This is a genomic window from Pseudomonas sp. GW821-FHT09E04 (assembly GCF_059416185.1).
Genome location: NZ_JBWKOR010000005.1, coordinates 569,461 through 594,773, shown reverse-complemented (window position 1 = coordinate 594,773; position 25,313 = coordinate 569,461). Strand labels below are relative to the sequence as shown.

Below are 25,313 nucleotides of genomic sequence, written 5' to 3'. Positions count from 1 at the left end.
ATCCAGGGATGAAGAAAAGTCAGAAGTTGTTCGGCGCCAGCCTGCTGGCGCTGGCGATCAGCGGATGTGCAGTCACCAGTGAACCGATCGAACGCAGCGTCAGTGAGCAACGGGCCCGAGCCGACCTGCAAACCATGTACAAGGGCCAGGAACCGCTGCGCGGTCCGCTGACCCTGCACCAGGCCATGGCCCGCGCCGTGAAGTACAACCTTGAAGGGCGCTTGAAAATCATGGAGGAAGCGCTGGCCAAACGGCAGCTCGACCTTGCCAGTTTCGACATGCTGCCGCGCATGGCGCTGGACGCCGGTTACGTCGGGCGCAACAACGTCAGCGCTTCCAGCAGCCAGAGCGTACGCACCGGCACCCAGTCTCTGGAACCGTCGACCTCCCAGGACCGCGACCGCAACGTCGCGGACCTGACCATGGTCTGGAACGTTCTCGATTTTGGTGTCAGCTACATCAACGCCAAACAACAGGGCGACCAGCGTCTGATCGTTCAGGAACGTCGGCGCAAGGTGATCAACACCATTGTTCAGGATGTGCGCTCGGCCTATTGGCGGGCGATGGCGGCCGAACGTCTGCTCAAGCAGATCGACAGCCTGATGGCGCGGGTCGACGCTGCCCGGCGCAACAGCGAAAGCATGAGCGAGCAGCGTATCGGCGATCCGGTGCAGTCCCTCGGTTATCAACGTTCGCTGATCGAAGCCACCCGACAGCTGGAAGAGCAGCGCCGTGCGCTGTCGCTGGCGAAAACCGAACTGGCGACCCTGATCAACCTGCCGATGGGCACCAACCTGACGCTGGCCACCGACGACGGATATCAGATCCCGGAACTCAAGGTCGATATCGCCAAACTGGAACAGGAAGCCCTGACCAGCCGTCCGGAACTGCGTGAGCAGGATTACCAGACCCGAATCAGCGCCGCCGAAACCCGCAAGGCGATGTTGCGCATGCTGCCGGGCCTGGAGTTTTCCGCCGGCGGGCACTACGACAGCAACTCGTTTCTGGTGAACGACCGCTGGGCCGACTATGGCGTGAAAGTGACCTGGAACCTGTTCAACGTGATCTCCGCCCCGGCGGCCATCGACGTGGCCAAGGCCGGCGAAGAAGTTGCCACTGCGCGCCGTCAGGCCATGTCGATTGCAGTGCTGGCGCAGTTGTACGTGGCCAACGCCAACTATCAGGAGGCGCTGCGTCAGTTCAAGACCAACCAGCAACTGTCGGACATCGACGGGCAAATTGTCGGTCAACTGCGCAACCGTCATCAGGCGGCGGGCATCGGCGAACTGGATCTGATCCAGGGCGAACTGAACAACCTGCAAGCGGACTTGCGTCGCGACCTGTCCTACGCCGATCTGCGCAATGCCTATGGCCAGATCTTCGCCAGTGCCGGGCTCGATCCTTTGCCGGATCAGGTGCAGTCGACCGAAGTGCAGTCGATCGCCACGGCGCTGGCCAACCGCGAAGCGGCGTGGGCGTCGGGGGATATCTCGGTGCCGGTGGCCCATGCCTCCGCGAAGTGATGTGCTGGCGCCGACCGCCAGCATCAGCCGTGCACAGCGCGAGGCCCGCAATGGCCATCGCGGCACGGCCGTGTTGCTGACCGGTTTGCCGGCGGCGGGCAAATCGACCCTGGCTCAGGCGCTGCATGCCGAACTCTTCGAGCGAGGTCTGCAAAGTGTGGTGCTCGACGGCGATGGTCTGCGCGTCGGGCTCAACCGCGATCTGGGATTCACCGATGCCGACCGCCTGGAAAACATCCGTCGGGCCAGTGAACTGGCGGCGCTGCTGGTGGAGAACGGGCAGATCGTGATTCTGGCGATGATCGCGCCACTGGTGGAGTTGCGTGAAGTGTTCGCTCAACGCCTGGGCGATGACTATCGCGAAGTCTGGTGCAGCGCCGCGCTGGCGGTGTGCGAACAGCGCGATCCGAAAGGGCATTACGCCCGGGCGCGACGCGGCGAGCTGGCCGGGTTTACCGGCGTGTCGGCACCTTACGAGCCGCCGGCTCAGGCTTCATTGGTACTCGATACCGGAACGCTGACGGTCGAGGCCTGCCTTGACCGCTTGCTGACCTGGCTCGGCGAATCCGCGGTGTTGCCCAGGACATGAGCCGGCCGGCGTTTTCACGGCTGCCGCTGGCGGTGGATCTGCCGTTGCTGTTGCAGGCGCTGGCGGCGATTGAAAACGATGCCTGGCGCGGGCATTTCAACACGGCCTATTTCGCGGGCGACTGGAGCGGCGTGGCGCTGATTTCCGCTGCCGATGCGCTGACTGAACTGTCCCCAGGAACCGCCGAACCTGTACAGCGTGTGCCTTGGCTGAAGGACCGCCGCTGGCAGCAGGCGTTGCGTGATCTGCCGCTGGATATCGTCAGTGCCCGGCTGCTACGGCTGGGGCCGGGTGGTCAGATTCACGAGCATCGCGACTACGACCTCGAAGGACCTGACGCGGATTTCCGATTGCATATTCCGCTGCTCAGCCCACCTGCCGTGGACTTCTGGCTCGACGGTCTGCGCATGCCGATGTCGGCGGGCGAGTGCTGGTTTCTCGACCTTGCGCGGCCGCATCGGGTCGACAATCGCGACAGTACGGCGCGCATTCATCTGGTACTCGATTGCCGTCCCGGCGTCTGGCTGGAGCAGATGATTGCCGAGGGCTTATCGAACACGCCGCAGCCTGATGCCGAAGACTCGGCGTTGCAGCGATTTCATCGTCTGCTGGCCGTGGATCCTTCGTTGTCGGCGACCTTGCAGGCACTGCACGACCCCGAAGCGTTCATCAGCCAGACACTGGCATTGGCTGCCGAGCGCGGCTTGTCATTCTCCCGGGAAGAGCTGGAGGCGGCGATGCGCAAGGGGCGCCGGTCATGGAACGAACAATGGCGAGCCTGAATTTCGACGGCTGGCTGCCGATTCGCATCTGGAAAGACGCCAGCCAATGGCAGGTGGACTGGTGCTGGTTTGGCGATACGCCGCTGCATCAGCCGTTTTTTCGCGATGCGGTGGAAGAAGCGCTGCGGCTGCCGTTCAATCAGGCGTTTCGCCGACAAACACCCTTATTGGCACTCACGGATTGGCAGGCGCTCAGTTCTGGCCTGGCGCCGAGCGCCTTCATCCTGCACGCCTCGCGTTGCGGATCGACGCTGATCAGCCAGATGCTCGCCCGACTCGACGATCACATCGTGATCTCGGAACCGCCGCCCCTCGATGCCTTGCTGCGCAGTGATCTGCCGGCCGTCGAACGCCGTGCGGCCATCGCCGGGTTGCTCTCGGCCTACGGTCAGCGCCGGCGCGGTGTGGAGCAACGGCTGGTGATCAAGCTCGACGCCTGGAACATCGGTGAATGGCCTCTGCTTCACGAATGCTTCTCCGATACGCCTTGGTTGTTCGTCTACCGCGATCCGCTGGAAATCGCCGTTTCGCATCTGCGGCGCCCGGGCATGCACATGGTGCCCGGCATGCTCGGCGAGTGCGTGCTGGACGACGACTTGCCATTCGAAGGGCGTGAGGATTTCATCGCCCGGAGGCTGGGACGTCTGCTGGAGGCGGGGCGCTTGCACTGCGCTGATTTCGGCGGGCTGACGGTCAATTACAGCGAGTTGCCCGAGGCGATGACGGGGCGGTTGGCAAGGTTTTTCAGGTTGAACGTCACGCAACGTGAACAGGCTCTGGCAGGCTCGGCACAACATGCGAAACAGCCGTCACAGGCGTATGTCGCCGATGGCGAAAGCAAACGCCGTGAGGCTTCCACGCTGTTGCAGGCGCAAGTGGAACGTTGTGCGCGGGCGCCCTACGAAGCGCTTGAACGCCTGCGCGCGCTCACGATTTCGCCGACAGATCCGCCATCCCCTTGAGCAACTCGATCGGCAACGGAAAGACGATGGTCGAGCTCTTGTCGCCGGCAATCGAACTCAAGGTCTGCATGTAACGCAACTGCATGGCGCCTGGCTGGCGCCCGAGCATTTCGGCGGCCTGCATGAGTTTTTCAGAGGCCTGCAATTCACCTTCGGCGTGGATCACCTTGGCTCGCCGTTCCCGTTCGGCTTCGGCCTGTTTGGCGATGGCGCGGACCATCGATTCGTTGAGGTCGACGTGTTTGATCTCGACATTGGCGACCTTGATACCCCAGGCGTCGGTCTGGGCGTCGAGCACTTGCTGGATGTCGATGTTCAGGCGTTCGCGTTCGGCCAGCAGTTCGTCCAGTTCATGTTTGCCGAGCACCGCACGCAGGGTGGTCTGGGCCAGTTGGCTGGTGGCCATGAGGAAATCTTCGACCTGGATGATCGCTTTCTGTGGGTCGAGCACCCGGAAATACAGCACCGCGTTGACCTTCACCGACACGTTGTCGCGGGTGATCACGTCTTGCGGCGGCACGTCGAGGACGATGGTGCGCAGATCCACCCGGACCATTTGCTGAACCACCGGAATCAACAGGATCAGCCCCGGTCCCTTGACCTGCCAGAAGCGCCCGAGCTGGAACACCACGCCACGTTCGTATTCACGCAGGATGCGGAACGTCGAGCCGGCCAGGGCAATGAGCAACAGCAGCAGCGCGACAAAACCGATTTGCAGACCCATGATCACTCTCCGAGCGGTGCCGCGTCAGCCGCGGCCACTTGCAGCAACAAGCCCTTGCGCCCGACCACCCGCACCGGTTGCCCGGTGTGCAGCGGCGTCGCGCTCAGAACTTGCCAGCGTTCTCCCTGTAATTGCACCCAGCCGTTGCGAGCGTCCTGCGGCTGCACGACCGTCACGGCCGTTACGCTGCCAAGCAGGCCGGCGTCGCCGCTGACCGGATGGCGCGGTCGAGTCTTCAACGCGCGGATCAGCAGCGCAATCAACAGCAGGGCGCTGACCAGCCCGAGGCCGATCATCATCGGCACCGGCAGTTCGGCGTTGCCCAGGATCAGCGCGCCGATCACGAACATGACGATGCCGCCCAGGCCAATTACACCGTAGTTGGGCAGCGCGGCTTCGGCGATCAGGAACGCGATGCCCAAGGTGATCAGCCACAGGCCGATGGGGTCGACGGCGTGCAGCGGGGTGTCCACAGCCAGGGCCGATCCGCTCAGCAGCATCAACAGGACAAACGCACAGCGATGGGTGTTCACGTGACCCTCCGGGAGAGTCAGGGGTTCTCTTTACAGTCTAGTTGAGCCTGGGGCTGGATGAATTTTGATCAAATTGCCCGTGTCGCCAGTGGGCGGAATTCCCTTCACTCGCAGCGTGCCCGACTAGACTTTCAAGGACAGGAACAATGTTCATCACCGCCCGCCGCGCAGCGTCGGCGGGCACCGAGGTGCATCATGCGTATGGCAAGAAAAGTGCAAAGCAGCCTGACCCGGGCGCAATGCGAATATGACGTCCTCTCCCATCCGCACTCGAGCAGCAGCCTTGAAACGGCGCGGGTTTCGGGGATTCCGGCGGACAGGGTGGCCAAATCGGTGATCCTCGACGACCACCACGGGCATTACCTGATGGCCGTGTTGCCCGCCAGCCGCCATCTGGACCTGAGCAAAGTGCGCACCAGCGGCGAGTGGCAGATCACCCGCGAAAGCACCCTGGCGCACCTGTTCGACGACTGCGAACGCGGCGCGGTGCCGCCGCTGGGCGACTCCTACGGGCTGGACATGGTCATCGACCCGTTGGTGACCCGGCAAAAAGACATTTACCTGGAGGCCGGCAACCACAACAACCTGCTGCACATGAGCATGCCCGAGTTCCTGAAAATGGTGCCGCATGCGCAGGTGCGGGAGTTGAGTCAGTAGGTTTTTGTTAGCGTCTGCGCCGACGCCAATCGCGAGCAGGCTCGCTCCCACAGGTTCTGCAATGAACCTGTGGCAATGTGGCTTGCTCGCGAAATGTTTGCATCCACTGAATCTTCGAAGGAGTAGAACAATGGAAAATCCGACGCACAGCCTCCCATCCCTGTTCAAACAACTCGGACTGCCCAACGACCCGGTCAGCATCGACCAGTTCATCGCCACCCATTCCCCGCTCAAGCCCGAACTGCACCTGTGCGACGCGTTTTTCTGGACCAAGAGCCAGGCGGATTTCCTGCGGGACGAGATTCTCGATGATGCGGATTGGGCGGAGGTGGTGGACCAGTTGGATGTGATGTTGAGGAAGGGGCGGGCGGGGTAGCAGTCACCGTGGTAACGGCCATAATCGAGCGGTATGGACCAGTGCCAGAATCCAGGCTGCATCGTGTTCCAATTGATAAACGAGCCGATAGCTTTGGTGTGGAATGACTTCTCGCGTGCCGGCAATGATACCGACTGGGCCAATTTCCGGATTCTGAGAAATTCGGGAAACCGCTTCGCTGAAGCGGTTATCCATATCTACAGCGGCTTTTGGGTTTACGGAGTGAAGATAATCCCAAATTTTTTCACGATCCTTTTTGGCGGTTTTCGTCCAGATAATCCTCATTCTTGATTGTCTGCCCGCCTGCGCCTTGCGGCGAATTCTGCTTCTACTTCTTCATTCGACAAGCCATCCCCGTCGCGTATAGAGGCTCGTGCGATATCTACCTTCCGCTGCAGAAACGCCTCGTACTCGCGAGCCTCACGTTGAGTCTGGACGAAGTGCCGCATCATTTCTCTTACGATTTGCGAGGCAGGGCGATGCGTTGCTTCAGCTTCGGCCATGAATTGCTCACGCAACTCCGGCTCCAGCTTCATTGTGAAAACGGCTTGTTTTGACATGCTCAACTCCTTCGAAAGGGGGTTCGTACTGAAAAGGTATATACATTGTAAGTTCCTAATTAGGAACCACCTGATCGCTCTAACGACCAACGGGGCAATTTGTTTCAAAACTTGACTGAATTTCCCCTCAAATGCCATATTGATAGTTAGCAAACTAACAGTGTGTGTGCATTCCCTCGTGCCGAATACCCTCGACGCCCTCCAGATGAACATCAGCAGTGCCATGGTGGTGGCCGCCAGGCATTGGCGGAAGATCTGCCAGACCACGCTGGTCAACTATGGAATTTCCGAAGCCTGCGCCGTCCCGCTCTTGATGATCGGGCGTCTGGGGGAGCGCGTGCATCAGGTGCAGGTGGCGCAGGCGGCGGGGATCGAGAGCCCTTCGCTGGTGCGGCTGCTCGATCAGCTGTGCCACGCCGGCTACGTCTGCCGCACTGAAGATCCGCAGGATCGCCGGGCCAAATGCCTGAGCCTGACCGACACCGGCCGTGAGCTGGTACAAGCGGTGGAAGTCGAGTTGGTGCGTCTGCGTAATGAGGTGCTCGAAGGCATCGACCGGAGTGATCTGGAGGCTACGCTTCGTGTACTGAGAGCTTTTGAGGCGGCCAGCCCGCCAGCGGTGATCTATCCGTGAACGGCTTTTTTTCCGGCATTCCTCCGGCCCGGGACTGGTTCTACGGGATCCGTACGTTTGCAGCCTCGATGATCGCGTTGTACATCGCCTTGCTGATGCAGATGCCGCGTCCTTACTGGGCGATGGCCACGGTGTACATCGTTTCCAGCCCGTTCCTAGGGCCGACCAGTTCCAAGGCGTTGTACCGGGCGATCGGGACCTTTCTCGGCGCTGCGGCGGCGGTGCTGTTCGTGCCGATGTTCGTCCAGAGCCCGTATGTGCTGGTGGTGGTCATCGCGTTGTGGACCGGGATTCTGCTGTTCCTGTCGCTGCACCTGCGCACCGCCAACAATTACGCGCTGATGCTCGCGGGGTACACCTTGCCGCTGATCGCCCTTCCGACGGTGGATAACCCGCTGGCGGTCTGGGATGTGGCGGAAGCGCGCACCGAAGAGATCTTCCTCGGCATCGCGGTGGCGGCGGTGGTCGGTGCGATGTTCTGGCCTAGACGCCTGGCGCCGGTGTTCAACGATGCGGTGGGCAAGTGGTTTGCCGATGCGACGACCTACAGCCTGAAATTCCTCAGCCGCGACGTAAAGCCCGAAGAAGTCACCGCCCTGCGCATGGCCATGGTCGGCAGTTTCAACAGCCTGGAATTGATGATCGGCCAGTTGCCGCACGAAGGCGCGCGGCCGCAAACCGTGCGCAATACCAAGGAACTGCGCGGGCGGATGATCCATCTGCTGCCAGTGATCGACGCCTTGGAAGATTCGCTTTACGCCCTCGAACGGCGCACGCCGGAACTGGTGGAAAAATTCGCGCCGCTGCTCAGCGCCACCCGCGAATGGCTCGGCTATAAAGACGCCGATCTCGACCGCTGGCAAGCGCTGCGCGATCAGCTCGAAGCCCTGCAACCCAGCGCCGAAGCCCTCGAAGATCGCAAACAATTACTGTTTTCCAACGCGCTGTACCGCCTCGGCGAATTCATCGATCTGTGGCAGGACTGCCGCAGCCTGCAGGACGCGATCCTGTGCGAGCGCCAGGACAGCTGGCGCGCGGTCTATCGCCATTGGCGGCTCGGTCGCCTGACACCTTTTTTCGACCGTGGGCTGATGCTGTATTCAGCGACCTCGACCATTCTGGCGATCATCGTCGCTTCGATATTGTGGATTCTGTTGGGTTGGACCGACGGCGGCAGCGCGGTGATTCTGGCAGCGGTGTCGTGCAGCTTCTTCGCCTCGATGGACGACCCGGCGCCGCAGATTTACCGGTTCTTTTTCTGGACCGGGATGTCGGTGTTGTTCGCCAGTCTGTACCTGTTTCTGGTGCTGCCGAACCTGCATGACTTCCCGATGCTGGTGCTGGCGTTTGCCATCCCGTTCATCTGCGTCGGGACCCTGACGGTGCAGCCACGGTTCTATCTCGGCATGCTGCTGACGTTGGTCAACACCTCGTCGTTCATCAGTATCTCGGGCGCTTACGATGCGGACTTCTTCGCCTTCGTGAACTCCAACCTGGCGGGCCCGATGGGGTTGTTGTTTGCGTTTATCTGGACGCTGATCGCCCGGCCGTTCGGCGCCGAGCTCGCCGCCAAGCGCCTGACCCGTTTCAGCTGGAAAGACATCGTCAGCATGACCGAGCCGGCGAACCTCGCTGAGCACCGGCAATTGGGCGTGCAACTGCTCGACCGCCTGATGCAGCACCTGCCGCGTCTGGCGCTGACCGGCCAGGACACCGGCATCGCCATGCGCGAAGTGCGCGTGGGGCTGAACCTGCTCGATCTGCTGGCCTACACCCCGCGCGTGACCGGCGTGCCGAACGCGTTGCTCAAGCAAGTGGTGGCCGAGGTCGGCGATTACTTCCGGGCCTGTCTCAAGGCCGGCGAACGCCTGCCGGCGCCGAGCCCGTTGCTGATGACCATGGACCGCACGCGCCGTGCGCTCAACGGCCACGGCGATGAAGAAACCCGACTACACCTGTTGCACGCTTTGAGTGGTTTGCGTCTGGCGCTGTTGCCCGGCGTTGAATTCGTTTCCAGCGCCGAGCCCGAAGAACCGCTGCCCGAAGGAGCGCCCCTATGATCGGTGACCTGGACATCAGCGGCATTTTCCTGCCGACCCTGCTGGTGCTGATGGGCATCACGTATGTGCTGTTTGTGCTGGTACATGGCGTGCTTACACGCCTGCATTTCTACCGTCTGGTCTGGCACCGGGCATTGTTCAACGTGGCTCTCTACGCCGTGATGCTGTACGGCGTGGACTCACTCAGTCGATACCTGATGACATGAAAAAACCGTTTTTGACCATCGGTCGCGTGATGCTGACCTTGCTGATCGTGACTTTCGCCGTCGTCGTGGTCTGGCGCATGGTGATGTATTACATGTTCGCGCCCTGGACCCGTGACGGCCACATCCGCGCCGATATCGTGCAGATCGCCCCGGACGTGTCCGGGCTGATCCAGCAGGTCGAGGTCAAGGACAACCAGTTGGTGAAACGCGGCCAGGTGTTGTTCAGCATCGATCAGGACCGTTTCAAACTGGCGTTGCGTCAGGCCAAGGCAGCCGTTGCCGACCGCGAAGAAACCCTCGCCCAGGCCCAGCGTGAAGCCAAGCGTAATCGTGGTCTGGGCAATCTGGTGCCGGCCGAACAGCTGGAAGAGAGCCAGTCGAAAGTCGCTCGCGCGCAATCGGCACTGGCCGAAGCGCTGGTGACGGTGGACAGCGCCCAGCTCAACCTCGACCGCTCGGTGATCCGCAGCCCGGTCGACGGCTACGTCAACGACCGCGCGCCGCGCACCCAGGAATTCGTAACGGCCGGGCGTCCGGTGTTGTCGGTGGTGGACAGCAATTCGTTCCACATCGACGGCTATTTCGAAGAGACCAAACTCGACGGCATCCACGTCGGCCAGTCGGTGGATATCCGCGTGATCGGCGACCGCGCACGGTTGCGCGGGCATGTCGAAAGCATCGTCGCCGGCATCGAAGACCGTGACCGCTCGAGCGGCAGCAACCTGTTGCCCAACGTCAACCCGGCCTTCAGCTGGGTGCGCCTGGCGCAGCGGATTCCGGTGCGCATTGCCTTCGATGACGTGCCGGATGACTTCCGCATGATCGCCGGGCGTACCGCCACGGTGTCGATCATCGACGATAAACAGCAGGAGCCCGCGCAATGAACAGGGCCCTGATGATCGCCGGGCTGGGCGTGATGTTGTCGGCCTGTTCCATGGTTGGGCCGGACTATCACCTGCCGGGTGATGCGGCGATCCAGCGCAAGGATTTTCAGGGCGATCTGGCGGTGGCCGGCAAGCCGGTGGTCTCGTCGCCGGTGCCGGCGGACTGGTGGCGGTTGTATCGCGATCCGCGACTGGATCAACTGGTGCAGCAGGCCATGGCGTCCAACACCGATCTGCGGGTGGCGGCGGCGAACCTGTCGCGGGCCCGTGCCCAGGTTGATGAGGCCGAGGCCGCCGGTGGCTGGAGTGGCGGTGTGAAGATGGGCGCCCAGCGCTTGCAGGAATCCGGTCAGGCGTTCCTGCTGCCGGAGAAAGTCCCGGTGGCCAACGTCGCCGACATCGGCATCAGCGCCTCGTACCAATTCGACCTGTGGGGCGTTTTGCAGCGGGGGATCGAAGCAGCGAAAGCCAACGCCGATGCGACCCAGGCCGCTGCCGACACCGCACGCATCACCCTGGTGGCCGACGTGGTTCGGGCTTACACCCAGGTTTGTGCGGCCAACGAAGAGCGGGAAATCGCCCAGCATTCCCTTGACCTGCAATCCCAGAGCACCACGCTGATCCAGCGTCTGCGCGATGCCGGGCGCGGGGACGAAACCCAGGTCACCCGCTCGCAGACCCAATTCAAGTCCTTGCGCGCCGACATGCCGCGCTATGAAGCGGCGCGTCAGGCCGGGTTGTTCCGCCTGTCGATGCTGCTGGCCAAACCGGTCGATCAATTGCCGGCCGGCACCGCGACTTGCGCCGAATTGCCGAAAATCGCTCAACTGGTACCGGTCGGTGACGGTGCTGCGCTGCTCAAGCGCCGTCCGGATATCCGCCAGGCCGAGCGTCGACTGGCGGCCGCGACTGCCGGGATCGGCATTGCCACCGGCGAGCTGTACCCGGACATCAGCATTGGCGCGACCATTGGCACCGTCGGCATTGTCTCCGACCTCGGCGACCCGTCGACCAACCGCTGGGGCTTCGGCCCGTCGTTGAGCTGGAAGGTGCCGACCAACGGCGCCCGGGCGCGGATCCGTGAAGCAGAAGCCTCGACCCAGGGCGCACTGGCGCATTTCGACGGTGTGGTGCTGAACGCCATCCGCGAAACCCAGACCGGTCTGGCCCAGTACACCGCGCTGTTGCAACGCCGCGATGCGCTGGCTGATGCCGAGCAGTCGGCGAAGCTGGCGGCTGACCAGACTCACCGCTTCTTCCAGGCGGGCCGCGAGTCGTTCCTCGCCGACCTGCAAGCCACCCGCACCTACACCGATGTCACCGCGCAACTGGCCGCCGCCAACACCCAGGTTGCCATGAGCCAGATCGATTTGTTCCTCGCCCTCGGCGGCGGTTGGGAAAGCGGACGAACGCAAGCCTCGAGCGCCAGCAAACCCTGAGGCCGTTGCTATGCTTTGAAGTATTGAAGGGGCGCCCTGAGCAAGGCGCCTTTTCAGTGCACATTGCTAGCGCAGGTCTAGGGGAAACCAATAATGAAAAACCCTTACGCTCTCGGCTTCTGGTGCGCCCTGGTCGCACTGGTGCTGCTGTCGGCCACCTATTTCTACGGCATCATGCTGGCCCACCAGATCGACAAGGCGATGGTCTTCCTCGACAGCGCGACTGCGTTGATCGCCGTGATGGCGATCGTGGTGGTGGCCTGGTCGTTGGTGCAGGTGCAAAAACTCAAGAAAAGACAGCTTGAACAAAGCAAGACCCTGCTGCTGATCTGGGACACCAAGGTTGCGCTGCGCAAGGTCGAAACCGTGTTCGACCGCTACTTCTGGGGCAGCTACTGGCAACCGGGACGCACCTTCGCCGAGGTCATGGGCGAACTCACCGGCACCCCGCTGGAAAAAAGCCTCGAAGCCCTGAAAAAACAATGCCTGGCACTCGACAGACAAGTCGCCGATGAAGGCTGGCACTGGTTGAACAATGCGCGTGAATTGTCCGACGTCGCCACGGCCATGGCCCGTGAGCGCTATCAACTGGATTTCTGCGACCCGCGCGGCGACGGGCCGGGCGGGGCGGTGATCGACCGGGACTTCGAGGTGCTCGTGTACACCTGGACCGCACGCCTGAAAAGCTTCGATCATCAGCTCGATGAGATCGAGGTGCAGTATTCCTGACCTCCCGAAAGATCGCCGAACCCGGCGATCTTTTTGTTTGTCCATGTCCCGTGGACACTCTTTAACCTTTAAACATTGGGCCGCCCCGCGCTGCCAGTGCTAATCTCCACCGCTAAATTCAGCGGAGTCGAGCCACGGCCCGGTCACGGGTTCACGGAAGACGACCACACTTTCAGCCACGGAAATCGATCAGGTCATTCATGAATAAATCAGCAGGCGTGCTTCTCGGAATCGTTGTTGCCATCGGCGCCATCAGCGTCGGCGGGGCCTGGTACACCGGCACCAAGATCGAAGGCGTGCTCAACAACGCCGTCGTCGACGCCAACAAAGAGCTGCAAACCGCCATGGCCGGTTCCAACGGCAGTGCGTCGCTGGAGCTGGTGTCGCTGGAACGTCACACCTTCAGCAGCACCGCGCACTATCGCCTCAAGGGCGAAGGCGAGATGTTCGGTGAAGCGCCGGTCGAGCTGCTGTTCGTCGACCACATCGAACACGGCCCGCTGCCGTTCTCCCGCCTGGTCTCGCTGAAATGGCTGCCGGTCATGGCCACCAGTCACTACGAGCTGGAAAAGACCCCGATCACCGAGAAATGGTTCGCCGCCACCAAGGGCGCCGCGCCACTGAAGGGTGTGGTCAATATCGGCTACGACCAGTCCACCACCGGCAACATCGAACTGCTGCCACTGGAAACCGCACTGGACGAGCAGTCGAGCCTGAAATTCTCCGGCCTGAACATGGATATCTCCGCCAGTGCCCAGGCGCAGAAGGTCAAGGCCAACGGCTACATGGACAGCCTGCACCTGACCACCGTGGCTGAAGACCAGGCGCCGGTGCAGATCGAACTCAGCGGCCTGACCCTGGCCAGCAACCTCGCCAAGAGCAGCTACGGCTACTACACCGGCGAAAACACCCTGGAACTGACCAGCAGCAAGACCACTTTCGGCGCCAAGCAGTCCGTGCTGGGTGTGAAGAACTTCGAAATGAAGAACCTCACCGAAGAAAACGGCACCAATGCTTCCGGTCGTGCCGATTACAAAATCGGTGAAGTGACCCTCAACGACAAGAAAATCGGTTCGGCCAATCTGGCCATGAGCCTGAAAAACCTCGACATCCCGTCGGCCCTGTCGCTGATGCAGATCTACCAGACCAAGCTGCAGCCGTACGAAAAAGCCGCCGCCGAAGCCACCGCCGCCGGTCTGCCGGCGCCCGAGCTGAACCTGACCGAAGCCGAGTCCACTCAGGTCAAGGCTGACCTGCAGAAACTGCTGGCAGCCGGCCCGCAACTGGCGCTGGAAGACCTGTCGCTGAAAACCGCCAACGGTGAAAGCCGGGCCAATCTGGTGCTCGACCTGACCAAACCGGCCTCGATGGACCTGCCGCCGGATCAACTGGGCAAACAGCTGATCGCGCTGCTCGACGTCAATGTGCAGGTGTCCAAGCCGATGCTGGTGGACCTGCTCAGCGTTCAGGCCCAGATCGATGGTCAGACCGACGCCAAAGCCATCGTTGACCAGGCCAGCGCCGCTGCCGACATGTTCTCCGGCATGGCCGTGGGTTCGCAGCTGGCAACGCTGGATGGCACCAATGTGACGACCAAGTTGCATTACGCCGCCAATCAGGTGGAGTTCAACGGCCAGAAAATGACCGTCGAGCAGTTCGTCGGTTTCCTGATGAGCAAATTCGCTGGCGTCAACGTAAGCCAGGAACAGTAAAACCCCTCGCTACACCTCAACGCCCGGCCTTTGCTTCCCGCAGACGCCGGGCGTTTTGCTGTCTGGACTCTGCGTTTGCGGCGCGCGCCAGCGTTTCCGGTCACGAATCTGAACAAATATTGTGTTCTGAATATTGGTCTACGCTTGCGTGCAAGACTGCTTGGATAAGCTTGGCCAAGTGATTCTGACTTGGCCTCCGTTACGAATTGGGCAAGGGGGGGCATTGCAACCCGGCTGGCCATGTAAGGATGCTGACGAATGCCGCGTACTGATGTTCCCGTATTACATCGTGGTTTACGCCCTTTGTTTCGAGTCGCGCTGTGCAGCCAGTTGCTCTGGCCGGTACTCGCGTTGGCCGATACGGCCTACGATCAAATGGTGCTCGACGCCCGGGCAGGGCATTACACGCCTGCGCTGACCGCTTTGCGTCAAGTGCCGCCGGCCCAGGCTTCCACCGGCCAGGTCAGCGATCACTTGCAAATCGCCAGTTGGGCCGGGCTCGACGCCGAAGTGGTGCAGGTCTACGAGACCCAGGGACGCGGCCGCGCATTGCCGATCCAGGCCCTGACCGCCACCGCCCGCGCCTATCGCAATCTCAAGCGCTGGGATCAGGCCTCCGAGGTCTACACCAAGGCCCTGGCGCTGGAACCGAACAATGCCGACCTGCAACTCGGTCTGGCGTTGACCCAGGCTGATTCCGGCAAACCCGACGAGGCTGTGACCCGTGCGAAAGCGCTGGTGGCGGCCAAGCCCGACGATCCTTCCCGCCGTCTTGCTTTGGGCTATGCCCTGACCCGCGCCGGCAAGCAATACGACGCGCTGTTCGAATACGATCAGGCCTTCTCTCGTGCCGGCAGCAAACCGGAAGTTGCCCGCGAGTACGTGGTCGCTCTGCAAAAAGCCCGTCTGCCTGAGCCTGCGCTACGCCTGGCCAACCAGCGTCCGGGGCTGATCGATCCGGTGACGCTGCGCCGTCTCGAAGGCGATCTGGCCGCCGAACGCGTGCGTCTCGCCGAATTCGCCACCCGCAGCGAAAAAGAACGTTATGTGATCGCCGACCGTGCGTTGGCCGACTACGACAAACTGCTTGCCACCTGGACCCCCGACGCCAGCGCCCACGACGATGTAACCCGCTGGCGCATCGACCGCATGGGCGCCCTCAAGGCCCGGGCGCGCACTGCCGACGTCATCACCGAATACCAGAAGCTGCAAGCGGAAGGCGTGAAGATTCCGACCTACGCTTTGCGTTGGGTCGCCGCGTCTTATCTGGATCGACGGCAACCGGAAGTCGCCACCGATCTCTATCGCCAGGTGCTCTCGGCGCCGGACGCCGATGCCGGCGATCGCCTCGAAGACACCACCGCGCTGTATTACTCGCTGCTGGAGAGCGACCGGGCCGACGAGGCACGCAAGGTCGCCGAAGACCTGGCCAAAAACGAGAAACCGCGCGTCGAACTCAAGGGACTGCCAATCGGCAACCCCAGCGACGACTGGATGGACGCGCAATTGCTCTCGGCACAGGCTGCCGGTACCTACGGCGCGGACTTGCCCCACGGCGAGGATCGCTTGCAGACGCTGGTCGATCAGGCGCCGGGAAACATCGGCTTGCGCCTGTCCCAGGCCGATCTGTACCTGGCCCGCCAATGGCCGCGTCGCGCAGAAAGCCAGCTCAAGGAAGTCGAGAGCGTGGTACCACGGGACATGGGCTTGGAAGTCGCTCAGGCCCGCACGGCCATGACGTTGCAAGAGTGGCGGCAGATGGATGCGCTGACCGACGACGTCGTCGAGCGTTTCCCGGACAACCGCCAGGTTCAGCGCGCCGCACGCGAGCGCGAAGTGCATGACATGTCCGAGCTGCGCGTCGAAGCCTACGGCGGCAAGGCCAATGGCGGCAGCGGCGGCAATGCCGGCGCGGTCAGCGGCAGTCGGGACTTCGGCATCCAGAGCACGCTGTACAGCCCGCCGATCGATGAAGACTGGCGTGTGTTCGCCGGGGTCGGTTATGCCACCGGCGACTTCGCCGAAGGCACCGGCAACCACCGCTTCCAGCGCGTCGGCCTGGAGCGCCGCACCCGTGACATGACCCTTGAAGCCGAAGTCTCCAACCATTCCTACGGTTACGGTGACAAGCAAGGCGCTCGTCTGGCAATTGCCCGGGACATCAACGACAACTGGCAGTACGGCGGCAGCCTTGAATACCTGTCGGCCGACACCCCGTTGCGCGCGTTGAACAGCGACATAAAGGCCAACGGCGGCAGCGGTTTCATCCGTTGGCGCGCCAACGAAAGCCGCGAGTGGAAACTGTCGGTCAGCCCGTCGCATTTCAGTGACGGCAACAACCGCGTCGAAGCCTTGCTGACCGGGCGCGAAGGCGTCTACAGCACCACCCACGTGCAGGTCGACGCGGGTCTGGAAGTCGCCACCAGCCATAACTCCAATTCCGAAGACGTGCCGTACTACAACCCGAAGGCGGACCTCAGCGTGATGCCGACGGTCAACGTCAACCACGTGCTCTACCACCGCTACGAAACCTCCTGGAGCCAGCAGTTCCAGGCCGGCGCGGGTACGTACAGCCAGCGTGACCACGGCACCGGCGGCATGGCGTTGCTGGGCTACGGCCAGCGCTATGCCTGGAACGACGTGTTCGAGGTGGGCGGTTTGTTCAGTGTGATCAACCGGCCCTACGACGGTGACCGGGAAACCGATCTGCGTCTGCTCGTCGACCTCACTTTCCGCTTCTAGAAGAGTTTGAAGATGCCTTTTATTTCGCGTTTCATCCTTCTGCTGGGAGTGCTGCTGGTCAGCGCCTGCGCCCAGCAAGCTCCGGCCTTCGCACCGCCGTCCGAGCGCCCGGTGGCGGCCAATGAAAAACCATGGCCGAAAAACCACGTGCTGGGCATTGCCTACCACGACATCGAAGACCGTGATCCCGATCAGGCGGTGGTGGCGGTGCGCACCGAGCGCATGATCGAGCAACTGGCGTGGCTGCGGGAAAACAACTACAAGCCGGTGACGGTCGATCAGATCATGGCCGCGCGCAAGGGCGGGCCGGAACTGCCGCCCAAAGCGATCCTGCTCAGCTTCGACGACGGTTATGCGAGCTTCTACACCCGTGTGCTGCCGGTGCTGCGTGCCTACAACTGGCATGCGCTGCTGGCGCCGGTCGGCGTGTGGATCGACACACCGCTGAATCAACCGGTGGATTTCGCCGGCACTCCGCGTCAGCGCTCTGACTTCCTGACCTGGGATCAGGTGCGCGAAATCTCGCAATCCGGCCTCGTGGAAATCGCCGCTCACACCGATGCCAGCCACAAAGGCATCCTCGCCAACCCGCAAGGCAACCTGCAGCCGGCCGCCGCGACCCGGCGCTACGATCCGGTGACCAAACGCTATGAAACCGAGGCGGATTTCCAGGCGCGGATCCGCACCGACGTGGCCACCATTTCGGAGAAAATCCGCAAGGCCACCGGCAAGAAACCGCGTATCTGGGTCTGGCCATACGGTACGGCGGACGGCACTTCGCTGACCGTGGTGAGCGAGCAGGGTTATGAAATGGCCCTGACCCTCGACGACGGTCTCGATGCCTTAGACAACCTGATGAGCAGCCCACGATTCCTCGTCGCCTCCGACCCGGACGGCGAGCATTTCGCCAACAGCATCGTGGCGGTGCAGTCCGATTTCGCCATGCGCGTGGTGCATGTGGACCTGGACAACGTCTACGACCCGGATCCTGCGCAACAGGAAGTGAACCTCGGCAAACTGATCCAGCGCATGGCTGACATGGGCGCCAACACGGTGTTCCTGCAAGCCTTCGCCGATCCGAAAGGCGATGGCCTGGTGCATTCGCTGTACTTCCCCAACCGTCATCTGCCCATGCGTGCCGACATTTTCGACCGTGTCGCCTGGCAGTTGCGCACTCGGGCTCACGTGAAAGTGTTCGCCTGGATGCCGGTGCTGAGTTTTGCGCTGGATTCGAAGCTGCCACGGGTCACGCGCTGGGATCCGAAGACCGGCACCACGTCGGTCGACCCGGATCAGTACAAGCGGCTGTCGCCGTTCGACCCCGAAGTGCGGCGGATCATTGGTGAAATCTACGAAGACGTGGCGCGCCTGACCTCGGTCGACGGCATCCTCTACCACGACGACGCCGTGCTGTCGGACTTCGAGGACGCCAGCCCCGAGGCTCTCAAGGCCTATGCCGCCCACGGTCTGCCGGGCTCGATTGCCGCCCTGCGCGACGATCCGGCAGCCATGCAGCGCTGGACACGGTTCAAGAGCCGCTACCTGATCGACTTCACCAACGAACTGACCGCCAAGGTCCGCGCGATTCGCGGCCCGCAAGTGCTGACCGCACGCAACATCTTTGCCGAGCCGGTGCTCAATCCACAAAGCGAAGCGTGGTTCGCGCAGAACCTCGACGACTTCCTCGTGAGCTACGACTGGACGGCGCCGATGGCCATGCCGCTCATGGAAAAGCAGACCCATGCGCAATCCGGCCCGTGGCTGGAAGAACTGGTGGCGAAGATCAAACAGCGCCCCGGTGCGCTGGATCGCACGGTGTTCGAATTGCAGGCCCGGGACTGGACGAAAAAGGACCAGGCCGACATCGAAGGTGCACAACTGGCCGACTGGATGGGCCGCCTCAAGCGTCAGGGCGCGACGAGTTTCGGCTACTACCCGGACAACTTCCTCGAGAACCTGCCGGACCTGAAAACCGTGCGGCCTGCGCTCTCCAACAAATGGAACCCATGACATGCTGGATAGACTGCTGGCCCTGCTTGTTCTGGCGATTGTCCTCGGCGTCCCGCTGGGGCTGATCTTCCTGGTCACCGGGCAATTCCTGATGGACTTCGTGTTCTTCTACCCGCTGTTCATGTCCGGGTTGTGGATTTCCGGCGGCCTGTATTTCTGGCTGCACTGGGAGCGGCACTGGCCGTGGAAGGACGACACGCTGCCGCCACCGCTGGAAGGCGAACCGCTGATTTCGATCCTGATCCCTTGCTACAACGAGGGCGACAACGCCGCCGACACCATTCACGCGGCGCTGGCCCAGCATTACCCGAACATCGAAGTCATCGCGATCAACGACGGCTCCAAGGACAACACCGCACAAGTACTGGATGCGCTGGCCAAGGAAGATCCACGGTTGCGCGTGCTGCACCTGGCGGAGAACCAGGGCAAGGCCGTGGCACTGCGCATGGGCGCCATCGCTGCACGCAGTGAATATCTGGTGTGCATCGACGGTGATGCGCTGCTGGCGCCGAACACGGCGGCTTACCTCGTGGCGCCGATGCTCGACAACGCGCGACTGGGCGCGGTGACCGGTAACCCGCGGATCCGCACGCGTTCGACGCTGGTCGGGCGGGTTCAGGTCGGCGAGTTCTCGTCGATCATCGGGCTGATCAAACGCACCCAACGAGTGTTCGGGCGGATTTTCACTGTGTCGGGTGTGATCGTCGCGTTTCGCCGCACGGCGCTGAACCGGGTCGGCTACTGGAGCCCGGACATGATCACCGAAGACATCGACATCAGCTGGAAACTGCAACTGGACCACTGGAGCATCTTCTACGAGCCCCGCGCCCTGTGCTGGATCCTGATGCCGGAAACCCTGGGCGGGCTGTGGAAGCAGCGCCTGCGCTGGGCCCAGGGCGGTGCCGAAGTGCTGTTCAAGAACATTCGCGGCATCTGGCAATACCGTCACCGTTACCTGTGGCCGCTGCTGTTCGAATACTGCCTGTCGACCGGCTGGGCGTTCACTTTCCTGTTGTCGGTGATTTTCTGGGTGATGGGCAAATTCATGGTCATGCCTGAAGCGATCGCCGTGCATCACCTGATGCCGCCGGCGTTTACCGGGTTGCTGCTGGCGTTTGTCTGCCTGGTGCAGTTCGCGGTCAGCATCATCATCGACCGGCGCTACGAGCCGGGTCTGGGCAAGACCATGTTCTGGGTGGTCTGGTATCCATTGGTGTTCTGGTTCATCAGCCTGCTGACCACGCTGGTCAGTTTTCCCAAGGTGCTGTTCGGCCAGCATCAGAAGCGTGCGCGTTGGGTCAGCCCGGACCGGGGTATCAAACCGGTCGGGGACGACGAAGAGGAGGTCATCAAATGAAAATCATCCGGACCCGCCAGCGACCATTCCTGGTGGTGGTCGATGTGTTCCTCACGGTGCTGGCCTGGGTTGGCCTGCTGTATCTGTTGGTGCGCGGGCTGTGGCCGCTGATCGAAACCCATGCCGGCGGGCCGCGCATCGATAACTCGGCGTTCGAAGCGCTGGGGACCTTGCAGATCTACCTGTGGGTGGCGCTGGTCAACGCCGTCATTCTGATTTCCTGGGCGCGTTATCAACAACGCAAGAGCCGCAGTTTTGCTCAGCGTCGCCTGGCGGCTCCGGTGGTTGACGATGATGGCCTGAGCAAAAGCTTCAAGCTGTGCGATGACCGCCTGCAGAAGCTTCGCAGCCCGGGCGTCATCACCATCCACAACAATCAGGACGGTGACGTCAGCCATGTGGTGCCGCACCTGTGGCCGGTGGAACAGGCGGAATTGCCGCCACCGCTGGCGCCACTGGAGCATCCGCGGGTGATCTTTCTGCATGCCGAGGACGACGATAACCGTGAGCCGGTGAACCGTCTGTAAGCGCGGTGATACCAATGGGCGTCATTTGCCACTGCCACGGCACGAACGGTACAGCTATAGTCTGCAGGCCGAAGACGGCCCAACTGCACAAGGTGCTCCCGGAATGACCCGATTGACCTCTCTCAACCCTTGGCTGGCGGCCGTTGCCGTCGCCCTTTGCGTGCAGTTTCCGGCGCAAGCCCAGGAGCGCTTCACCCTCAGCATTCCCGGTGTTTCGGACAACCGTCTGTTCACTGCGGCGGCAGCCAGTGACGCCGCCGGTTGCGGCGGCAAGAACCAGTCGCCGGCGTTGAGCTGGAACGCCGGCCCGGCCGCAACCCAGAGCTACGCCATCGTGATGCACGATCCGGACGGCCAGAAAGGCCTGGGCGTCGATCACTGGGTTCACTACGGCATCAAGGCCACGACCCGGCAGATCCCGGCCGGCATTGGCACCAAACCGACCTTCGAAGGCCTGGGGGGCACCAACAGCAAAGGCACGACCACCTATGTCGGCCCATGCCCGCCGACTGGCGACAGTGCGCACCACTACATCATTCAGATCTACGCCCTGGACCTGGCCCCCGACGCCTTGCCGGCCGGCCTGACTCGCGCACAGCTGCTGGAGAAAATCAAAGGCCATGTGCTGCGCAACAGCAGTGCAGTGCGGCGTTATCACCGCTGAAAAAAAATTTCGGCGGCGTTTAACCCGAACTGAAAGGGCTGTCCGTCTCAGAGGTTGAATGGATCAATTCTTCCTCGAGGTCAGCCCCATGTCTCTTCCTTCGATGCTTCTGCGACCCCTTGCTGCCGGTGTGCTGTTGGCCGTCGCCGGTTGCGGCATTTCCTCCAGTCCGGAATCCGCCGCCGTGCCGCCACCGGCGCAGCTCCCCTCGAAACCGGTGGTGCAGCAAGAAGTGGTCATGGCCGATCACTCCTTGGCCAAGCGCAGCGCGCTGGCGGTGCCGATGGCCAGTTTTGCACCGATGCCGGCCGGGGAAAGTTATCCACAGGACTATCGCGCCGAGCCGCGTGAGCAATACGAAACCCTGGCGGATAATCCGATCCACAGCGTTGCCGAAACGCCCGTTTCGACCTTCAGTGCCGATGTGGATACTGGCGCCTACGCCAATGTCCGGCGTCTGCTCAATCAGGGACGCCTGCCGCCGGAAGGCGCGGTGCGGCTGGAGGAGATGGTCAATTACTTTCCGTATGACTATGCGTTGCCCACTGACGGATCGCCGTTCGGCGTGACCACCGAGCTGGCCACTTCGCCGTGGAACTCGCACACCCGCCTGCTGCGCATCGGCATCAAGGCGTCCGATCGTGCGGTGGCGGAATTGGCGCCGGCCAACCTGGTGTTTCTGGTGGACGTGTCCGGCTCGATGGATCGTCGCGAAGGGCTGCCGTTGGTCAAAAGCACCCTGAAGCTGCTGGTCGATCAACTGCGCGAGCAGGATCGCGTGTCGCTTGTGGTGTATGCCGGCGAATCACGAGTCGTGCTGGAACCGACTTCCGGACGGGAAAAGGCGAAAATTCGCACAGCCATCGAGCAGTTGACGGCGGGAGGCTCGACCGCAGGCGCCTCCGGCATCGAGCTGGCCTATCAAATGGCACAACAAGCCTTCATCCCCAAAGGCATCAACCGCATCCTGCTGGCCACCGACGGTGACTTCAACGTCGGTGTCAGCGACTTCGACAGCCTCAAGCAAATGGCTGTGGATAAACGCAAGACCGGGATTTCCCTGACCACCCTGGGTTTTGGTGTGGATAACTACAATGAACATCTGATGGAACAACTGGCGGATGCCGGCGACGGTAACTACGCCTACATCGACAATCTGCGCGAGGCGCGCAAGGTGTTGGTGGATCAGTTGGGGTCGACCCTCGCCGTGGTGGCGAAAAACGTCAAATTGCAGGTGGAATTCAACCCGGCGCAGGTCAGCGAATACCGGCTGCTGGGTTACGAAAACCGCGCGCTCAAGCGTGAGGATTTCAGCAATGACAAGGTCGATGCCGGTGAGATCGGCGCGGGACACACAGTGACGGCGTTGTACGAAATTGTCCCCGCAGGCGAGAAGGGCTGGCTGGAACCGCTGCGTTACGGAAAAACCGATGCAGGGGTTTCTGAAAAGAAAGGAGAACTGGCAATACTGCGTGTGCGATATCAAAAGCCTGAAGGTGGGAAAAGTCTGCTGATCGAACGACCAATTACCAATCAAGTCGCGCCGGCCAGCGAGGATCTGCGATTTGCCGCCGCCGTCGCCGCGTTTTCCCAGCAGCTCAAGGATGGCCGCTATACCGGTGATTTCAGCCTCAAGGACACCGAAGCGTTGGCCCGAGGTGCCCGTGGCGATGACCGCTTCGGCCTGCGCAACGAGTTCGTGCAACTGGTGGAACTGGCGCAGAGCCTGCGGACTTCGACCGCCTCCAACACGATGCCGACCGAGCGACGGATTGAATAGTGAGCCGCCTGAAGGGGTTTATCAGCCAGCTGTTTGCCTCCGCAGACAGCCTTGAGGCCAGCAGCGACGAATCGCTGCTGGCCCGTTATCGCGAGGGTGACGGCAAGGCGTTCGAGATCCTGTACGCCCGCCATCGCCAGAGTCTTTACCGGTTTCTGTTCGGGCTGAGCGGCAAACCGGAACTGGCCGAGGAGGTGTATCAGGACACGTGGCTGAGCCTGATCCGCAGCAGCAGTCAGCCACAAGGCCGGGCGACTTTTCGTACCTGGCTGTTCCAGATTGCCCGCAACCGTCTGATCGATCACTGGCGCAAGCATGGCGCCCATCAACCGCTGCATGACAGTTACGACGAACAGGCCCATGCGGTCAGTGACGATGCGAGCGACCCGGAGCAACTGCTGAGCCTCAGCCGCGACAGCCAACGCCTGGACAGCGCCCTGCAAACCTTGCCCGCCGACCAGCGCGAAGTGTTCCTGCTGCGCGCCCACGGCGAACTCGACCTGGCGCAAATCGCCAGCCTCACCGAAACACCGCTGGAAACCGTCAAGAGCCGCTTGCGCTACGCCCAGCAAAAACTGCGTCGGCTGCTGGCCGAGGAGGTACTGACATGACGGACACCCGCCAGACACCCGAAGAGCAACTGCTCAAGCATTACCGCGAGCAACAGACCGGCGAACCGCCGGCAAATCTCGACGCGTTGATTCTCAGCGCCGCGCATCGCCAGATCCCGGCACCGAAACCGAACCTGTGGCAACGCTGGATCAAGGCCTGCCAGACACCGCGCTATCAGGTGGCTTTCGCCAGTCTGGTCGGCATCGCGCTGATGCTGTCGCTGGTGCATCGCGCGCCGGAACCCGTGGCTCATTACGATTTCGCCCCAGCCGCCAAACCTGCTGCGCCACTGGCTCGTAAAGAGGCCATCGAATCCCGGACATTATCAGCACCCGCTGGCGCGTTATCCGCACCTGCGCCTGCGCCGATGGCGGAAATGGCCGCGCCGATGCAAAGCGAATCGATCAGCGCCGACAGCGCGGACGAAGCCAAAGTCAGCAAGCGCGCTGCCGCCCCGGCCAATGGCCTCGACGAGCAACTGCGCGAAGTCCTGCGCCTGCGCGAATCCGGTCAATCACAGGCTGCCGATACCCTGTACAACAATCTGCACAAGCGTTACCCGAGCGTGAATCTGGACCTGCGCCTCGAACAAATCCGCCAGAACTGACCGGGTGAACTCTCAGCCATTTGGCATTGCTCCGTAAAAACGCGCACTATCAGGCCATTGCCGATGCGCTGGAGGATGCCGTGGCCCAAAAAATCGACCGCATCGCCCAAATGCTCAACTGCCCGGTGAAGGGTGAGGAACTGCGGCGAGCAGTGACCGAGAGTCGCAAGGAGTTTCTTCTGGCGAAACAGGCAGAAGAGGATCTGGAGGAAGACGTTCTTGATGATGAGTTGATCGAGGACGACGAAGACGATGATGAATATGACGAGTTTGACTGGACGACGGAGTGAGTCGCCAATCAGCACCCACAAAAAAGCCCCAGACCTTACGGCCTGAGGCTTTTTCGTTTCTGTTCATGGCGCACCAGGCGGGATTCGAACCCACGACCCCTGCCTTCGGAGGGCAGTACTCTATCCAGCTGAGCTACTGGTGCAGCGGGCGACATCATACCTAGGTCGGCTCGGGGCGTCCATGCCGGGTTTTGGCGCTTATTGTCAGTGCGCGTGTCGGTCGAAAGCGCTGCATTCCATAAAGCTGTAACGTCCTGCAAAAGGCTCGCTTGGCGCTTTGGCGGGACTGAACTAAGGTTTCGTTGCGGCGCAGGCTGGTTTGCTCGTTGATCTGAAAAATCCGGCAAAAGCGGC

General features: G+C 62.0%; 26 protein-coding genes and 1 tRNA gene. 22 read left to right on the top strand and 5 right to left on the bottom strand.

The genetic code is table 11. The features are described 5' to 3' along the window. The first annotated feature begins 8 nt into the window (after nt 1-8). From AC07N4_RS21480 to AC07N4_RS21465, 4 genes are read left to right on the top strand one after another with little or no spacing between them, the layout of a single operon-like run. Nucleotides 9-1,523 (top strand): TolC family protein, encoded by a 1,515-nt coding sequence (locus tag AC07N4_RS21480; RefSeq protein WP_457381759.1) that lies wholly within the window; start codon nt 9-11, stop codon nt 1,521-1,523. Then, on the top strand, nt 1,507-2,112 hold the full coding sequence (gene cysC, locus AC07N4_RS21475) for an adenylyl-sulfate kinase (protein ID WP_192559451.1): 606 nt from the start codon (nt 1,507-1,509) through the stop codon (nt 2,110-2,112). The genes AC07N4_RS21480 and cysC overlap by 17 nt, the downstream gene beginning before the upstream one ends. Then, entirely contained in the window at nt 2,109-2,894 is a 786-nt protein-coding gene (locus AC07N4_RS21470) for an aspartyl/asparaginyl beta-hydroxylase domain-containing protein (protein WP_273539211.1), read from the top strand. Before cysC ends, AC07N4_RS21470 begins: the two co-directional genes overlap by 4 nt. Beyond that, entirely contained in the window at nt 2,882-3,856 is a 975-nt protein-coding gene (locus AC07N4_RS21465; RefSeq protein WP_493065938.1) for a sulfotransferase family protein, read from the top strand. Before AC07N4_RS21470 ends, AC07N4_RS21465 begins: the two co-directional genes overlap by 13 nt. Here AC07N4_RS21465 and AC07N4_RS21460 read toward each other — a convergent pair. Next, nucleotides 3,822-4,580: a slipin family protein gene (locus AC07N4_RS21460; RefSeq protein ID WP_007957673.1), complete on the bottom strand. Its 759-nt coding sequence runs from the start codon at nt 4,578-4,580 to the stop codon at nt 3,822-3,824. The two genes, AC07N4_RS21465 and AC07N4_RS21460, sit on opposite strands and share 35 nt — an antisense overlap. Nucleotides 4,581-4,582: 2 nt before the next feature. Beyond that, nucleotides 4,583-5,080: an NfeD family protein gene (locus tag AC07N4_RS21455; RefSeq protein WP_493065937.1), complete on the bottom strand. Its 498-nt coding sequence runs from the start codon at nt 5,078-5,080 to the stop codon at nt 4,583-4,585. Nucleotides 5,081-5,308: 228 nt separating this feature from the next. On the opposite strand from AC07N4_RS21455, the gene AC07N4_RS21450 reads away from it, so the two are divergent. Next, a complete protein-coding gene (locus AC07N4_RS21450) occupies nt 5,309-5,770 on the top strand; it encodes an aminoacyl-tRNA deacylase (RefSeq protein WP_096821840.1) in 462 nt (153 codons plus the stop codon). Nucleotides 5,771-5,900: 130 nt separating this feature from the next. Further along, nucleotides 5,901-6,146: a DUF2789 domain-containing protein gene (locus AC07N4_RS21445; protein ID WP_085712632.1), complete on the top strand. Its 246-nt coding sequence runs from the start codon at nt 5,901-5,903 to the stop codon at nt 6,144-6,146. A gap of 3 nt (nt 6,147-6,149) precedes the next feature. Here the strand turns inward: AC07N4_RS21445 and AC07N4_RS21440 are convergent, their stop codons facing one another. Beyond that, nucleotides 6,150-6,431 carry a type II toxin-antitoxin system RelE/ParE family toxin gene (locus tag AC07N4_RS21440; RefSeq protein WP_096821842.1) on the bottom strand — a complete coding sequence of 94 codons (282 nt, stop codon included), beginning with the start codon at nt 6,429-6,431 and terminating at the stop codon, nt 6,150-6,152. After that, nucleotides 6,428-6,706, bottom strand: a complete 279-nt coding sequence (locus tag AC07N4_RS21435; protein WP_096821982.1) for an antitoxin of toxin-antitoxin stability system — start codon at nt 6,704-6,706, stop codon at nt 6,428-6,430. The genes AC07N4_RS21440 and AC07N4_RS21435 overlap by 4 nt, the downstream gene beginning before the upstream one ends. Nucleotides 6,707-6,911: 205 nt before the next feature. On the opposite strand from AC07N4_RS21435, the gene AC07N4_RS21430 reads away from it, so the two are divergent. The 16 genes from AC07N4_RS21430 to AC07N4_RS21355 all read left to right on the top strand — a co-directional run bounded on the left by AC07N4_RS21430 (nt 6,912) and on the right by AC07N4_RS21355 (nt 24,959). After that, nucleotides 6,912-7,340, top strand: a complete 429-nt coding sequence (locus tag AC07N4_RS21430) for a MarR family winged helix-turn-helix transcriptional regulator (protein WP_173861332.1) — start codon at nt 6,912-6,914, stop codon at nt 7,338-7,340. Continuing rightward, nucleotides 7,337-9,400 (top strand): FUSC family protein, encoded by a 2,064-nt coding sequence (locus AC07N4_RS21425; RefSeq protein ID WP_493065914.1) that lies wholly within the window; start codon nt 7,337-7,339, stop codon nt 9,398-9,400. The genes AC07N4_RS21430 and AC07N4_RS21425 overlap by 4 nt, the downstream gene beginning before the upstream one ends. Then, complete coding sequence (locus AC07N4_RS21420; protein ID WP_007957657.1) at nt 9,397-9,606, top strand: DUF1656 domain-containing protein; 210 nt, start codon at nt 9,397-9,399, stop codon at nt 9,604-9,606. Before AC07N4_RS21425 ends, AC07N4_RS21420 begins: the two co-directional genes overlap by 4 nt. Beyond that, complete coding sequence (locus tag AC07N4_RS21415) at nt 9,603-10,490, top strand: efflux RND transporter periplasmic adaptor subunit (protein ID WP_102620551.1); 888 nt, start codon at nt 9,603-9,605, stop codon at nt 10,488-10,490. Before AC07N4_RS21420 ends, AC07N4_RS21415 begins: the two co-directional genes overlap by 4 nt. Continuing rightward, the gene (locus tag AC07N4_RS21410; RefSeq protein ID WP_096821846.1) at nt 10,487-11,929 is read left to right on the top strand and encodes an efflux transporter outer membrane subunit; all 1,443 of its coding nucleotides are present in this window, start codon (nt 10,487-10,489) and stop codon (nt 11,927-11,929) included. The genes AC07N4_RS21415 and AC07N4_RS21410 overlap by 4 nt, the downstream gene beginning before the upstream one ends. 93 nt (nt 11,930-12,022) lie before the next feature. Next, entirely contained in the window at nt 12,023-12,658 is a 636-nt protein-coding gene (locus AC07N4_RS21405) for an NADH:ubiquinone oxidoreductase subunit N (RefSeq protein WP_096821847.1), read from the top strand. Between the two features lie 200 nt (nt 12,659-12,858). After that, a complete protein-coding gene (locus tag AC07N4_RS21400; RefSeq protein ID WP_493065913.1) occupies nt 12,859-14,370 on the top strand; it encodes a YdgA family protein in 1,512 nt (503 codons plus the stop codon). Nucleotides 14,371-14,628: 258 nt separating this feature from the next. After that, complete coding sequence (gene pgaA, locus AC07N4_RS21395) at nt 14,629-17,112, top strand: poly-beta-1,6 N-acetyl-D-glucosamine export porin PgaA (RefSeq protein ID WP_192559456.1); 2,484 nt, start codon at nt 14,629-14,631, stop codon at nt 17,110-17,112. Nucleotides 17,113-17,124: 12 nt separating this feature from the next. After that, a complete protein-coding gene (pgaB, locus tag AC07N4_RS21390; protein WP_273539686.1) occupies nt 17,125-19,122 on the top strand; it encodes a poly-beta-1,6-N-acetyl-D-glucosamine N-deacetylase PgaB in 1,998 nt (665 codons plus the stop codon). 1 nt (nt 19,123) lies between these two features. After that, entirely contained in the window at nt 19,124-20,479 is a 1,356-nt protein-coding gene (gene pgaC / locus AC07N4_RS21385; protein ID WP_096821851.1) for a poly-beta-1,6-N-acetyl-D-glucosamine synthase, read from the top strand. Continuing rightward, complete coding sequence (gene pgaD / locus AC07N4_RS21380; RefSeq protein WP_096821852.1) at nt 20,476-21,006, top strand: poly-beta-1,6-N-acetyl-D-glucosamine biosynthesis protein PgaD; 531 nt, start codon at nt 20,476-20,478, stop codon at nt 21,004-21,006. Before pgaC ends, pgaD begins: the two co-directional genes overlap by 4 nt. Nucleotides 21,007-21,109: 103 nt before the next feature. Continuing rightward, entirely contained in the window at nt 21,110-21,670 is a 561-nt protein-coding gene (locus tag AC07N4_RS21375; protein WP_085733396.1) for a YbhB/YbcL family Raf kinase inhibitor-like protein, read from the top strand. 88 nt (nt 21,671-21,758) lie between these two features. After that, nucleotides 21,759-23,450, top strand: a complete 1,692-nt coding sequence (locus tag AC07N4_RS21370) for a vWA domain-containing protein (protein ID WP_493065912.1) — start codon at nt 21,759-21,761, stop codon at nt 23,448-23,450. Between the two features lie 29 nt (nt 23,451-23,479). Beyond that, nucleotides 23,480-24,061, top strand: a complete 582-nt coding sequence (locus AC07N4_RS21365; protein ID WP_493065936.1) for an RNA polymerase sigma factor — start codon at nt 23,480-23,482, stop codon at nt 24,059-24,061. After that, entirely contained in the window at nt 24,058-24,669 is a 612-nt protein-coding gene (locus tag AC07N4_RS21360; RefSeq protein ID WP_493065911.1) for a hypothetical protein, read from the top strand. The genes AC07N4_RS21365 and AC07N4_RS21360 overlap by 4 nt, the downstream gene beginning before the upstream one ends. Nucleotides 24,670-24,689: 20 nt before the next feature. Continuing rightward, nucleotides 24,690-24,959, top strand: a complete 270-nt coding sequence (locus AC07N4_RS21355; protein WP_493065910.1) for a hypothetical protein — start codon at nt 24,690-24,692, stop codon at nt 24,957-24,959. A 66-nt stretch (nt 24,960-25,025) separates the two neighbouring features. Here the strand turns inward: AC07N4_RS21355 and AC07N4_RS21350 are convergent. Beyond that, nucleotides 25,026-25,102, bottom strand: a tRNA-Arg gene (locus tag AC07N4_RS21350). Between the last annotated feature and the right edge of the window lie 211 nt (nt 25,103-25,313).

Excerpts from the sequence above, each read along its gene's own strand:
- AC07N4_RS21480 (WP_457381759.1), top strand. The coding sequence starts at position 9 with ATGAAGAAAAGTCAGAAGTTGTTCGGCGCCAGCCTGCTGGCGCTGGCG.
- cysC (WP_192559451.1), top strand. The coding sequence starts at position 1,507 with ATGCCTCCGCGAAGTGATGTGCTGGCGCCGACCGCCAGCATCAGCCGT.
- AC07N4_RS21470 (WP_273539211.1), top strand. The coding sequence starts at position 2,109 with ATGAGCCGGCCGGCGTTTTCACGGCTGCCGCTGGCGGTGGATCTGCCG.
- AC07N4_RS21465 (WP_493065938.1), top strand. The coding sequence starts at position 2,882 with ATGGCGAGCCTGAATTTCGACGGCTGGCTGCCGATTCGCATCTGGAAA.
- AC07N4_RS21460 (WP_007957673.1), bottom strand. The coding sequence starts at position 4,580 with ATGGGTCTGCAAATCGGTTTTGTCGCGCTGCTGCTGTTGCTCATTGCC.
- AC07N4_RS21455 (WP_493065937.1), bottom strand. The coding sequence starts at position 5,080 with ATGCTGCTGAGCGGATCGGCCCTGGCTGTGGACACCCCGCTGCACGCC.
- AC07N4_RS21450 (WP_096821840.1), top strand. The coding sequence starts at position 5,309 with ATGCGTATGGCAAGAAAAGTGCAAAGCAGCCTGACCCGGGCGCAATGC.
- AC07N4_RS21445 (WP_085712632.1), top strand. The coding sequence starts at position 5,901 with ATGGAAAATCCGACGCACAGCCTCCCATCCCTGTTCAAACAACTCGGA.
- AC07N4_RS21440 (WP_096821842.1), bottom strand. The coding sequence starts at position 6,431 with ATGAGGATTATCTGGACGAAAACCGCCAAAAAGGATCGTGAAAAAATT.
- AC07N4_RS21435 (WP_096821982.1), bottom strand. The coding sequence starts at position 6,706 with ATGTCAAAACAAGCCGTTTTCACAATGAAGCTGGAGCCGGAGTTGCGT.
- AC07N4_RS21430 (WP_173861332.1), top strand. The coding sequence starts at position 6,912 with ATGAACATCAGCAGTGCCATGGTGGTGGCCGCCAGGCATTGGCGGAAG.
- AC07N4_RS21420 (WP_007957657.1), top strand. The coding sequence starts at position 9,397 with ATGATCGGTGACCTGGACATCAGCGGCATTTTCCTGCCGACCCTGCTG.
- AC07N4_RS21415 (WP_102620551.1), top strand. The coding sequence starts at position 9,603 with ATGAAAAAACCGTTTTTGACCATCGGTCGCGTGATGCTGACCTTGCTG.
- AC07N4_RS21410 (WP_096821846.1), top strand. The coding sequence starts at position 10,487 with ATGAACAGGGCCCTGATGATCGCCGGGCTGGGCGTGATGTTGTCGGCC.
- AC07N4_RS21405 (WP_096821847.1), top strand. The coding sequence starts at position 12,023 with ATGAAAAACCCTTACGCTCTCGGCTTCTGGTGCGCCCTGGTCGCACTG.
- AC07N4_RS21400 (WP_493065913.1), top strand. The coding sequence starts at position 12,859 with ATGAATAAATCAGCAGGCGTGCTTCTCGGAATCGTTGTTGCCATCGGC.
- pgaA (WP_192559456.1), top strand. The coding sequence starts at position 14,629 with ATGCCGCGTACTGATGTTCCCGTATTACATCGTGGTTTACGCCCTTTG.
- pgaB (WP_273539686.1), top strand. The coding sequence starts at position 17,125 with ATGCCTTTTATTTCGCGTTTCATCCTTCTGCTGGGAGTGCTGCTGGTC.
- pgaC (WP_096821851.1), top strand. The coding sequence starts at position 19,124 with ATGCTGGATAGACTGCTGGCCCTGCTTGTTCTGGCGATTGTCCTCGGC.
- pgaD (WP_096821852.1), top strand. The coding sequence starts at position 20,476 with ATGAAAATCATCCGGACCCGCCAGCGACCATTCCTGGTGGTGGTCGAT.
- AC07N4_RS21375 (WP_085733396.1), top strand. The coding sequence starts at position 21,110 with ATGACCCGATTGACCTCTCTCAACCCTTGGCTGGCGGCCGTTGCCGTC.
- AC07N4_RS21370 (WP_493065912.1), top strand. The coding sequence starts at position 21,759 with ATGTCTCTTCCTTCGATGCTTCTGCGACCCCTTGCTGCCGGTGTGCTG.
- AC07N4_RS21360 (WP_493065911.1), top strand. The coding sequence starts at position 24,058 with ATGACGGACACCCGCCAGACACCCGAAGAGCAACTGCTCAAGCATTAC.